Below are 11,646 nucleotides of genomic sequence, written 5' to 3'. Positions count from 1 at the left end.
TCATCCTTTGTCTGCAAGCAGTGCGACAATGGCTGCCGGACTGGCGGGCAGCCGGGTGATGGTCACGCCCAGCGGCGCCAGCGCATCGTTGATCGCGTTGATCACCGCCGGCGTCGAACCGATCGCTCCGCCCTCACCGACGCCCTTGTAGCCGCCGACCCCGGGGCCGGGAATCTCGACATGGCCGAACTCGATGGGCGGCACCTCGGTGGTTGTGGGCAGCAGGTAGTCGACGAAGGTGGTGGCCAGTGGGTTGCCGTCGTCGTCATAGGCGAGGTTTTCCAGCAGTGCGCCACCGATACCCTGCACGGTGCCTCCGGCGATCTGACCTTCCACGACCGTCGGGTTGATCATTGGGCCGACATCTTCGCTGACGATGTAGCGCGTCAGAGTGACCTTGCCGGTGGCCACGTCGACCTCACAGGTGCAGGCATGTGTTGCGTTGGCCCAATGGATGGGTGCCTGCGAGGTGAACCGGGCGGTGGCCTCCAGCGAGGCCGACATCCCCGGCGGCAACTGCTGCGGCTGGTAGTAGGCGCGGTAGGCGAGCTCGGCGAAAGTCACGCTTCTGGAAGGATCGTCACGAACGCTGGCACGTGAGTTGGCCAGCTCGATCGCCGAGTCGTCCACGCCGAGATAGTGCGCGGCCATTGCGGTGATCTGCCGGCGCAGCAGCGTGCCGGCTTCGTGGATCGCGCCGGCGGTCATCGGGCCGCTGCGGCTGCCCTGGGTGCCGGCACCGTAGGGGGTGACCGCAGTATCACCCTGGATGGTGGCCACATCATCGATATCGGCCCCCAGCGCGTCGGCGGTCAGCTGCACGACGGTGGTCTCGATGCTGTTGCCGGTGGATCCGCCGTTGACGTAGACGTTGACCTTACCCGTCGGCTCCACGCGGATGGTGGCGCCCTCAGTGCCCAGATGGCCGGTTGCGGCGCCGGTCGGTTCGATATAGGCGGCGAAGCCCAGCCCCAGATAGCGGCCCTGCGCCAGCGCGTCCCGCTGCTGCTTGCGGAAGCCCTCGTGGTCGAGGATCTTCACCGCCTGCTCGAAGGTGTCGCTGGGCGCGACATGGTCATACGGCATGCCGTTGGGGTTGACGTAGGGCATCTCATCGGCGCGCAGCAGGTTTTTACGGCGCAGCTCGACCGGATCCATCCCCAGTTTGCGGGCGGCGATGTCGAGCAAGATTTCCCGGGACAACGACTCGAATTGCCACGGACCGCGATAGGCCGCCAGGCCGGCCGTGTTGGAGAAGACCGTCGTGTAGTTGAAGCTGGCCTTGGGCACACGGTAGGGCCCGGGGAAGAACATGCCGATCGCGGCCGCCGTCAGTACTGGATAGGGCGTCGGGTAGGCGCCGACGTCTTGGACGAAGTCGATGTCGGCGGCCAAGATGCTGCCATCCTCGTCGAAAGCCATTCGGGCCCTGCCGGTTACATGCCTGGCCTGGCCGGCCGACATCAGGTTCTCTCGGCGGTCCTCGATCCATTTGAGCGCGGCGGGCAGTTTGCGCGCGGCCAGCATGATGCACATGTCTTCGCGCATCGGGACGACCTTCTGGCCGAACCCGCCACCGGTGTCACGCATGATCACCCGTACCCGCTGGGCGGGAATGCCCAGCAGCCGTGCGGCGAACGCTCGCAGCTCATGCGGGGTCTGGGTGGAGGCCCAGATGGTCAACTCTTCAGAGGGGGCCTGCCATTCGACCACGATGCCGAGGGTTTCGATCGGCACCGGCGCATAGATCTGCTGAGAGATGGTCTCGGAGACCACACAAGGAGCCGCTGCGAAAACCTCTTCGTCCGGCGGAGCCCCGGACAGTCCGCCCGCGATGTTGCCGGGGTATCCCTCGTGCACCAGGATGTCCGACGTTTGCGCCTTCGTGAAGTCGGCGATCGCCGGCAGCGGCCCGAAGTCGACTTCCACTAAGTCCGTTGCGTCCTCGGCGATGTAGCGGTTTTCGGCGATCACCAGGGCCACCGGGTCGCCCACGAACTTCGCCTCGCCTTCAGCCAGCGGCGGCCGCGGAGTATCGGGAACATCCTTGCCCGCCACCGCGTGCCAGGCTTCTTTGACGTCGGGGTTGAGGTCTGCGGCGGTGAACACGGCGTGTACACCGGGCAGCGCCAGGGCCGCCGAGGCGTCGATCCCGTTGATGCGGGCCCGGGCGAACGGGCTGCGGACGAAGCAGGCATGCAGCATGCCGGGCCGGGTGACATCGTCGACGAACGTGCCGTGGCCGGTCAGCAGTCGGGCGTCTTCCACCCGCTGGACCCGGGTGCCGACGTAGCGGGAGGTGGCGGTTTGTTCGCGCGGCCGGGTCATGGCAATCGCTCCCATCCGACGGCTGTTCGGGTCTGTGTCAATGCGCCGGACTACCCCTCACTAAAACTATAGAAGGGTGGTTATCGTACATCGAGAAGCAATCTGTCAAAAACGAGAGTGACATTATCGCACGCCGAATGGGCACCTCCCGCACTAACGTCAGCGATCGTGCGTGATGTACTCGGCGAGCTGATGACGATCTGGCGTGCCGGTGACACCGCCGGTGTCGCCACCGTGGTCCGCACCCGGCACTCAGCACCAAGGCCACCAGGGGCGGTGCTGGTCGTGGGGCCGGACGGGACAGTGGCCGGGTCGGTTTCGGGCGGTTGTGTCGAGGCGGCGGTCTACGAACTCGCCGCCGAGGTGCGGCGATCCGGACGTCCGCAACTGCAGCGCTACGGTGCCAGTGCCGACGACCCGTTCGCGGTCGGTCTCACCTGCGGCGGGGAGATCGATGTCTTCGCCGAACCGATATCGCGGCGTTCCTTCCCGCAATTGCAGGTGGTGGCCGACGATCTCGCCGCGCACCGCCCGACCGCCGTCGCCACGGTCATCGCCCATCCCGACCCCGGCCGGCTGGGACGCAAACTGGTCATCACCGCGGATTCGGTGCACGGATCGCTGGGCTCGGCGCGCGCCGACGCCGCCGTCACCGACGACGCCCGGGGGCTGCTGGCCGCGGGCCGCTCCACGGTGCTCAGCTACGGCGCAGACGGGCAGCGCCAAGACGTCGGCATGGAGGTATTCGTGGCCAGCCACGCACCGCCGCCGCGAATGCTGATCTTCGGCGCGATCGACTTCGCCGCGGCCTTGGCCCGCCAGGGCAGTTTTCTGGGCTACCGGGTGACCGTGTGCGACGCGCGGGCGATCTTTGCGACACCCGCGCGGTTCCCCACCGCCGATGAGGTCGTCATCGACTGGCCGCACCGCTACCTGACGGCGCAGGCCGAGCAGGGCGCGATCGACGCCCGGACCGTGATCTGCGTACTCACGCATGACCCCAAATTCGACGTACCGCTGCTGCGGGTGGCGTTGCGCCTCGATGTCGGCTACGTCGGTGCCATGGGCTCGCGTCGCACCCACCATGAGCGGCTGAACCGATTACGCGCGGCGGGGCTGACCGATGCCGAGCTGAGCCGGCTGGCCAGCCCGATCGGCCTGGACCTGGGTGCTCGCACCCCGGAAGAGACCGCGGTGTCGATCGCCGCGGAGATCATCGCGCGCTGCTGGGGCGGCGGTGGCAGACCACTCACTGAGCTGGATGGCCGCATTCACCACGACCCGATGCCATGACTCCCCGCATCGCCGGGGTGCTGTTAGCCGCCGGCGCCGGACGCCGCTACGGAATGCCCAAGGTGCTGGTCGACGGCTGGCTGGATATCGCGGTGACGGCGTTACGTTCCGGCGGCTGCACCGAGGTCATTGTGGTTGTCGGGGCGGCTGCCGTGCCGGCGCCGCCGGGGGTCACCGTGGTCAGCGTGCCCGACTGGCAGGAGGGTCTGAGCGCCTCGGTGCGCGCCGGGCTGACCCAGGCCGAACGGATCGACGCGGCCTACGCCGTGTTGCACGTCGTCGACACCCCCGATGTGGGTCCCGCGGTAATCGCGCGAGTTCTTAAGCGGGCGTTGGCCTCTGGTAGTGGGCTGGCACGCGCCTATTTCGGCGCGCGTCCCGGTCATCCGGTAGTCATCGCCCGCCGCCACTGGCCGACCGTCCTGGCCAGCATCAGCGGCGATCACGGTGCGGGCGCCTACCTGCGCGCCCGCGGCGACGTGGAGGTCGTCGACTGCAGCGACCTCGCCAGCGGCCGCGACATCGACGAGCCGGGGTGAGGAAACCAACGGGGTGCCGGGGCACGTAGTATGTCGTGCGCAACTGGTTTGCCGCGGTCACACTGTGTGGCAACGGCATCGAGCGGCGGATGCTGGTACGGGTCCGCCGTGAGAGGGAACCCGGTGCGAATCCGGGACTGTCCCGCAGCGGTATGCAGGAACGACCGCCGTCAGGAGCACTGGTCCGCGGCAGATGTCTGGGGCTGGGAAGCGACGGTTAGTAGGAGCACCGTTTTCGGTGTGGGCCTGCGAGTCCGAAGACCTGCCAGTTGTGCCGGGCGCGCCGTGTCCGGCAGCGCGTCGCCTCGTGGATTGGGCGGATCGCCGTAAGCGGGTGCCGAGCGGATGCCGTTTTGACGGCGCGTGATCGGCTCCGGCGGCCAAACGTCTCGTAGGGCGGCGAGCATCCCGTCGTACTGAGGGGCGTTTTGATGACTCCTTCACCATGCACCGCAGCCTTGTGTGACCCGCCCTGCGCCGGCAAAGACCGGCAACCCGGGTGCGTCGCCGAAAAGGCGGGCGCAGTGAATCGTGCCCGACTGGTATCTGGTGACTTCGGTCTGCGCCATCCATTATGGGCCGCGCTTGGCCCGGATCGGGTCGATCGTGGCGGAACGGCGTGGTCGTCTCTGCACGCGGCTGGCGTGCGATGACCGCGCCGATCTGGATGTCCTCGCCACCGGAGGTGCATTCGGCGTTGCTGAGCAGCGGCCCGGGGCCGGGATCGTACCTCACAGCGGCCGGGGCGTGGCATTCGTTGAGCGCCGAATACGCCTCGGCGGCCGACGAACTCGGCGCGGTTACGGCGTCGGTGCAGGCCGGAGCCTGGGCGGGGCGCAGTGCGGAATCGTATGTGGCCGCTCATGTCCCGTATCTGGCGTGGCTGAGAAAGGCCAGCGCCGACAGCGCGGCGATGGCCGCTCAGCACGAAACCGCGGCCAGCGCCTACACCACCGCGCTGGCGGCCATGCCGACGTTGGGGGAGCTAGCCGCCAACCACGCCGTCCATGCGGCGTTGGTCGCCACGAATTTCTTCGGGATCAACACCATTCCGATTGCGCTCAATGAAGCCGACTATGTGCGGATGTGGGTTCAGGCCGCCACCGTCATGAGCACCTACCAGGGTGTGACCAACGCGGCGGTGGCGGCGACGCCACAGACCACGCCTGCACCTTCGATCGTGAAATCCGATGCTGCGCCAGTCTCTTCCGACCCGGCCTCTCCAGCGAAGTCGATATTCACCGTCTTTGCACAGCTGGACCAGCTCATCGATCAGATTCTCGGCCCTCGGCTCACCGGCCCGCCCTACTATGTCGGCGAACCATTCTATGACTTCGAGAGCCTTGCGAATCTGCAGGCGATGATCGCGTACATCCTCAGTCCACCCACCAGTTTCACCACCGGCCAACCGTTGAACCTCCTTGGGGCAACGGAATCTCTGCTGTCCTTACCCGGCATCTACTGGTCTGGGTATGAAGGAGTGGTGGCGGCGATTGGGAATAACACGCCGCTGTTGATGTTCGCGTCGGGGGTTTACGCGATCGAGGTCTTCTTCGACTGGAGTACTCAGCTGCTGCAGTATCTGTATTTTGTGGCCACGACGACTCCGTTGTTGCCGATGGGTGCGGCGTTTCCCGCGCTGGCCACGCCCATGGGGGCCATCGGCGGTTGCACGGGTTTGACAGGACTGGTTGGTCTGGTGCACCCGGCGTCGGTGTCGATCCCGGTGCCCGCGGCGTTCACCCCGGCCTCGAGCCCGCCGCTGTTTCCACATCCGACCCCTGCTTCGGTCACAGCCCCGGCCCCGCCCCCACCGCCGCCTGCGACTTCCGCGCCCGCCGTGCCCGGCGCTTCGCCGCCACCGCCCCCACCTGCAGGCCCGGGATCCTTCCCCTACCTGGTGGGTGATCTGAGCATAGGTTCGCAGACCGCGTCGGGTTCCCGCGTCAAGAAGATAGCGTCGAAGCCCGCCGCCGCCGCGGCCCCGGCAGCCGCGGCGGCGCCCCCAGAGAAGGCACACCTGCACCGTCGCCGGCGGACACAGGTCAACGAACGCGGGCGCGGCTACGAATACCTGAATCGGGAGCCAGAAAGTGTCACGGCTTCAGATCAGGGTGGGAAACCGCTTGGTTTTGCCGGTACCGCGGCTAAGCAGACCGCCGCTGCCGCAGCGGGATTGACCACGTTGCCCGACGAATTCGGCAGCGGCCCGCACATGCCGATGATGCCGGGCACCTGGGGCCCGTGAGGACGGTCACGCACCGCTCGTCGGGTGCTGGCGCGGGCGGCACGCGGCTGACGATCGGTCCGCCACTGGTCGCGTGCCCGGCGCCGCCTGAGCGGCCGGGCTGCGCGGCGCCGCGGCCGGCCGGTCTCAGTCCTTGTGGTCCGCCGGGTTGGCGGCTACCGGCAAATCCCCGGTGGCCGGGCCGTCCGCCGCGATCGGCAGCTCGGCCACGGCTGCGATGTCCGCCGCGGTCGCAGTGTCGCCGGGGTGGGTGGGGATTTCCGCGGCGGTGGCCTGCACCCGGTCCCGCACCAGGTACCAGCCCCCGATGAGGGCCGGCACTCCGATCCCCAGCGTCGCAATGATCCAGGGGCCGCGTTGGGCGTCGAACATCATCAACACGAGCACAGCGGCCAGGAAAGCCAAGGTGAGGTAGCCGCTGTAGGGAGCCAGCGGCATGCGGAATCGCGGCCGCTGCATGATGCCGGCCTTTGTCAGCCGGTACAGCCGCAACTGGCAAGCCACGATCGTGGCCCAGGCCGCCATGATGCCCAAAGCGGCGATGTTGAGGACAATCTCGAAGGCCTGGCCAGGTTTGACCGCGTTGAGCACGACACCGAACAGCCCGATCGTGCTGGTCAGCAAGATGCCGGCATAGGGTACGCCGTTGCGCGACATCCGCGCGGTGAACTTCGGGCCGCTGCCGTTGACCGCCATCGACCGCAAAATCCGGCCGGTCGAATACAGTCCCGCGTTCAGGCTGGAGAACGCCGCGGTGAGGACCACGACGTTCATCACCGAGCCGGCGCCGGTGAAACCGATCTTGGAGAAAAACGTGACGAACGGGCTTTCATGTGCGCGGTAAGCGGTGTAGGGCAACAGCAGCGCCAGCAGGGCGACCGACCCGACATAGAAGACCCCGATCCGGGTCACCACCGCGTTGATGGCCCGGGGCATGATCTTTTCCGGTTCGGCGGTCTCCCCGGCGGCGGTGCCGATCAGCTCCACGGCCGCATAAGCGAACACCACTCCCGAAGTGACGAGCACCAAAGGCAGTAGCCCGGTCGGCAAGAACCCGCCGTGATCGCTCCACAGGCCGAAGCCGGTGTCGCGACCGTCGACCTGGAAACGCCCGAGCACAAAGACGAGCCCGACCACCAGGAACGCGGTCAGCGCCACGACCTTGATCAGCGCTGCCCAGAACTCCAGTTCGCCGAAGGCCTTCACCGAGATCATGTTCACCGACACCACCGCCATCAGGGCGATCAGCGCAAAGGCCCACTGCGGCACCGCGTTTAACGCTTTCCAGTAATGCAGGTAGTTGGCGATCGCGGTGCTGTCCACGATCCCGGTCATCGCCCAGTTCAGGAAATACATCCAGCCCGCGACGAACGCCGCTTTCTCCCCGTAGAACTCGCGGGCGTAGGACACGAACGAGCCCGACGAGGGGCGGTGCAGCACAAGTTCGCCCAGCGCCCGCAAGATCAGGAATACGAAACTCCCGCAGATCCCGTAGACCAGGAATAAGCCCGGCCCCGCCGACGCCAGCCGTCCTCCGGCTCCCAGGAACAGCCCCGTGCCGATAGCGCCGCCGATCGCGATCATCTGCAGCTGGCGGCGATGCAGGTCGTGGTGATAGCCGGCGTCCTCGCGGGTGAGCAGCACGGTGTCAGCGACGCGAGGCGTGTGGGGCAGGGGCGGCATCAGGTTCCTCTCGCGTGGCGTGGTGCGACGCTGCGACCCGGGCACACCCGGGGAGCGGATTGGCTGCGAGGCTACCGCAACCCGCCGGTCCCCGGCAGCCCGCCGATCATCGCCAAACCCATGCCCTCGCAGGACGTCACCATCGAACCCGCAGCCTGACGACGGGCACGGGCCGGCCCGTGGGCGGGGCCGGCAGCCGCGGGGCGACCTTGAGTGGCAGACGTTGACGTCAGCGCAGCGTCAGAAGGGGAGGAGCGCCCCCAAAACGGACGCGGCCGCGGACGCCACATCAAGTCCGGAGGGGATCGCGTCGCCGGGGTTGAGCGGCGCTGCGGCGTCGATTCCAGGGATTAACAGATTCACGTCGAAGAGCGGCCCCAACGGCGTTATCAGGGTGTCGGCGACATCACCGGTCGGGGTGGCGCTGTAGACGTTGACGATGTCGGGGGCCAGTTTGAACACGTCGTAGACCGTCCCCACCGCCGGCGGGGCGGTGGTTGCCCCGCTGGCCTCGGTGGTGCTGCTGACCGTGAATTCCGTGCTGGTGAAGCCCAAGAGGTTCGTCACGGTCACGATGGAGTTCAGCGACCCGATGTTGGTGGCAGTTGACCCGCTGCCTTCGTAGACGAAAAATTCTTGCGACGCAAGGGTGAAGCCGTCCGCATAGCCGCCGCCGATCTGCAGGTCCAACGGGACCAGCGCCGGGGCAGTAACCGTGATAGGCACTGCGTTGAAGGCTGTGGCTAATGCTCCGGTAGACGATTCGGGGGCGAAGGTGAGGCCGTCGATGGTGAAGGCGAGGGGACTGATGACGCTGTCGTACGGTTGGTTCGCTGACAGAGCAGCCAACGCGGTGCCCATGTCGGGTCCGATGGCGGCATTGAAGGGGACCGGGAGGGGGATGTCGCCGGTCGGCGTCACCAGGGTCTCGGTAGCGCTTGTCGGGGTGGCAATGTAGACGATCTCATCGTCGCCGATGCCCAGCGGGGACACGTTGAACACGTCGTATACCGTTCCTACCGCCGGCAGGTCTGCGGTGGTTTCCCCACTGGCCGGAGTGGCACTGGTGACGGTGAACTCCGTGCTGGTCATGCCCAAGAAGGTGGCCACGATCTCATTGGTGTCGATTGACCCGACTTCGGTGGTGCCGCTGTACACATCAAACTCTTGGGTGAGCAGAGAACTGCCATCGATGATGCCCCCGCCGAGGTCCAGCAGCGGCGGGGCGCCGCCAAGAAAATCGATCGTGTTATAACCCACGGCGCCGCTGGACAGAATGGGGTTAAAGGTGAAAGCGCCAATGGTGAAGGCGTCTGCGCTGATACTGCTGTCAGCGGTCGTCTGCAGACCGGTGAAGGCGTCACCGGGCGCCATCGTCGCGGCGGCGTTGACATTTAACAGGTTCTGCAGGTCGAGTGTGCCGAAGTTGTTCGGCAAGACCACGGAAGCGTCGACGTTTTGGGCGCCGGACGAGGTCACGATGAAGTCTTGCACGGTAGGGGACATTCCCGGATTGGCGACGTAGACGTTCGCCAAGGGCGGGAAGTCGGGGATGGGCAGGTTGAGGTTGAAGATGTCGTATACCGCTCCCGACGGCAGCTCCGAGATGGGTGCCCCATCGGGCAGCCACGACCCAACGATGGTCATCTCCAGGTTGGGGTTGCCTATCACGGTCGCCATGACGTTGGAGACGTCGATGACCCCGACGACGGTGCCGCTGGAGTTGAACACCGCGAGGAATTGGGGGGCAAGGGGGATACCACTGTCTGTCCCGCCACCGAGCTCGAATAACGGTGCCGCCGAGCCGATCGGGGAGAACGTGGTCCAACCTTCGCTGGTTTCGGTGGGGATGGAGAAGCCGGAGACGCCGAACGGGTCGATGCGGTCCTCGGCGCAGTACGAGCAGTCCAGGTCGGTGAAGGGATCGAAGGTATAGGGGCCGATGGTGAAGGCGTCGGGGCCCGTCGGGCTTGCTGCGGTCAACAGGTGCAGCAGGGCGCTCAGCGGGTGCACCGGGGCGGCTCCATCGAGGTGCGCGACGCCGAGCCCAACCACCGCGGCAGCGATCAAAGCCTCGCCGGCCAGCGCTGCGCGCCTGCGCCGTCGGCGGGTGCGAGAAGCTGTGCAGTTCTCGGTCATCTTCCCGCTCCTGACCACCTGCTCCGACAACGCTACACGTGGAGCCGTCAAGCAGTGCGGCAATTGGGCAATTGTCTAGTAGCGGGAGATGACTGTCAACGGGGCGGCTCGGCTCGCGGAATGTCCGCGAAACATCGTCGGCGCCTCGCCGGAACCGGTCGCACCCGAATGTTTTGGTTGATTGCTGTCAGCCGGCGGCGCATCCGGTGCGGGGTTTCTGCCACGCTCACCCGGCCAGACGCCCTCCAGACGAAGGCCCGTCGGCCTGCTGCGCACCCCGCTGACCACCGATCACCACGGCAACCGCGCTGGCAGCGTCTGCCGGGTGTGCCCACAAGTCAGGTCAGAACATATTGCCGAAATACAGGACGAGAGACTCGAATACGCTCTCCAATAATCCACTGCTGGCGACCCCGTGCTCAATTGCACCGATCCACGCGTCAACGTTATTGATCTTGTCGGAGATGTCGACGTAGGTGAGGTCGCCAACGGTCGACGTGGTCGCGTCAGCGATCTGTGCCGGCGTCAGGCCCAGGTATTCCACGTGCTGGACGAATAAGTGCACGAACGGATCCAGCAGACCTCCGGCCTTAAAGTCTTCTTGGAAGTCGGCTACCCCGTCGGTGTCCAGGGTGTAGATCGTCGCCGGGTACACATCGTCGGGTGTCACGTTGCCAAGCACGCCGTTAAGGTCGAGATTCGTGACGATGGCGTTCGTCAGGCTTGGGCCGAATATCGCATCCAGGTCCGGTTCCAGGTTGGGCCATATACCGCCCGGGGCGGACGGGTCGCCGATGAACACGAAGTGCAGATCGGCGCTGGGGATGCCGGCTTCTGCGAGTCGGCTCATCGCGATCGACTCGGCCGTGGCGCTCTGGGAGTATCCGAAGATTGTCAGCGGGTGCTCGGCGCTGAAAGCGCCCGGGTCCGCGTTGAATTCGTTTTCCACGGCGAGCACGACGTCCGACGCGGCGGTGAGACTGCTCGGGCCCTGTTGGACCAGTTCGGGTGTGGTCAGCACCTGCAGCGGTGCGCTGCACGGGTTGGTCCCGATCATGTCGCAGACGGTCGAGTAGGTCGCACCGTCGTCGAAACCCAGCGGGTGCAGATACAGATTCTCGACGGCCTGCGCGAACGCGGTGGACGGCGTGGGCTCGGTGGTTCCGCCGAGGATGATCGCTGTGTCGCTCCCGGATAGCGGGCCGTCCGCGGACAGCAGGGTCACCTCGGCGTGGGCGAAGTGGTTGATCGCCGCGCCGGCTACGCCAACGATCAGGCCAACGGCGGTTCCGTACGCGAGCATTTTGTTCACCGCTGCCTCCTTTGCTCTCCGGTTTGCCCTCCGGCGCGCCCATCGTGTGATCTGGTCGCATCGTCGCGCCTAAAGGTAATCGCCGATTCACGAAGTTCCCGGGA

Annotated in this window: 7 protein-coding genes and 1 riboswitch; of the genes, 3 read left to right on the top strand and 4 right to left on the bottom strand. The window is 66.5% G+C overall.

Features of this window, described 5'->3' with window-relative positions; genetic code table 11:
- Nucleotides 1–2,328: a xanthine dehydrogenase family protein molybdopterin-binding subunit gene (locus G6N08_RS04505; RefSeq protein ID WP_163754798.1), complete on the bottom strand. Its 2,328-nt coding sequence runs from the start codon at nt 2,326–2,328 to the stop codon at nt 1–3.
- A 168-nt stretch (nt 2,329–2,496) separates the two neighbouring features.
- On the opposite strand from G6N08_RS04505, the gene G6N08_RS04500 reads away from it, so the two are divergent.
- The 3 genes from G6N08_RS04500 to G6N08_RS04490 all read left to right on the top strand — a co-directional run bounded on the left by G6N08_RS04500 (nt 2,497) and on the right by G6N08_RS04490 (nt 6,408).
- The gene (locus tag G6N08_RS04500; RefSeq protein ID WP_170301261.1) at nt 2,497–3,621 is read left to right on the top strand and encodes an XdhC family protein; all 1,125 of its coding nucleotides are present in this window, start codon (nt 2,497–2,499) and stop codon (nt 3,619–3,621) included.
- Nucleotides 3,618–4,160, top strand: a complete 543-nt coding sequence (locus G6N08_RS04495; RefSeq protein WP_163754796.1) for a nucleotidyltransferase family protein — start codon at nt 3,618–3,620, stop codon at nt 4,158–4,160. The genes G6N08_RS04500 and G6N08_RS04495 overlap by 4 nt, the downstream gene beginning before the upstream one ends.
- 75 nt (nt 4,161–4,235) lie before the next feature.
- A riboswitch (cobalamin riboswitch) is annotated at nt 4,236–4,444 on the top strand.
- A 365-nt stretch (nt 4,445–4,809) separates the two neighbouring features.
- Nucleotides 4,810–6,408, top strand: coding sequence for a PPE domain-containing protein (locus G6N08_RS04490; protein WP_163754794.1), 1,599 nt, complete (start codon nt 4,810–4,812; stop codon nt 6,406–6,408).
- 126 nt (nt 6,409–6,534) lie between these two features.
- Here G6N08_RS04490 and G6N08_RS04485 read toward each other — a convergent pair whose 3' ends face one another.
- From G6N08_RS04485 to G6N08_RS04475, 3 genes are all read right to left on the bottom strand, one after another.
- Nucleotides 6,535–8,091: an amino acid permease gene (locus G6N08_RS04485; protein WP_163754792.1), complete on the bottom strand. Its 1,557-nt coding sequence runs from the start codon at nt 8,089–8,091 to the stop codon at nt 6,535–6,537.
- 240 nt (nt 8,092–8,331) lie between these two features.
- Nucleotides 8,332–10,230 carry a hypothetical protein gene (locus G6N08_RS04480; protein ID WP_163754791.1) on the bottom strand — a complete coding sequence of 633 codons (1,899 nt, stop codon included), beginning with the start codon at nt 10,228–10,230 and terminating at the stop codon, nt 8,332–8,334.
- A gap of 343 nt (nt 10,231–10,573) precedes the next feature.
- On the bottom strand, nt 10,574–11,533 hold the full coding sequence (locus tag G6N08_RS04475; protein ID WP_163756685.1) for a PE-PPE domain-containing protein: 960 nt from the start codon (nt 11,531–11,533) through the stop codon (nt 10,574–10,576).
- Between the last annotated feature and the right edge of the window lie 113 nt (nt 11,534–11,646).

Origin of the sequence: Mycobacterium botniense (genome assembly GCF_010723305.1) — a bacterium.
Taxonomy (GTDB): domain Bacteria; phylum Actinomycetota; class Actinomycetes; order Mycobacteriales; family Mycobacteriaceae; genus Mycobacterium; species Mycobacterium botniense.
Note: the sequence above shows the minus strand (reverse complement) of the source record. Positions and strands in the feature narration are given on the sequence as shown.

Excerpts from the sequence above, each read along its gene's own strand:
- G6N08_RS04495 (WP_163754796.1), top strand. The coding sequence starts at position 3,618 with ATGACTCCCCGCATCGCCGGGGTGCTGTTAGCCGCCGGCGCCGGACGC.
- G6N08_RS04490 (WP_163754794.1), top strand. The coding sequence starts at position 4,810 with ATGACCGCGCCGATCTGGATGTCCTCGCCACCGGAGGTGCATTCGGCG.
- G6N08_RS04475 (WP_163756685.1), bottom strand. The coding sequence starts at position 11,533 with ATGCTCGCGTACGGAACCGCCGTTGGCCTGATCGTTGGCGTAGCCGGC.
- G6N08_RS04480 (WP_163754791.1), bottom strand. The coding sequence starts at position 10,230 with ATGACCGAGAACTGCACAGCTTCTCGCACCCGCCGACGGCGCAGGCGC.
- G6N08_RS04505 (WP_163754798.1), bottom strand. The coding sequence starts at position 2,328 with ATGACCCGGCCGCGCGAACAAACCGCCACCTCCCGCTACGTCGGCACC.
- G6N08_RS04485 (WP_163754792.1), bottom strand. The coding sequence starts at position 8,091 with ATGCCGCCCCTGCCCCACACGCCTCGCGTCGCTGACACCGTGCTGCTC.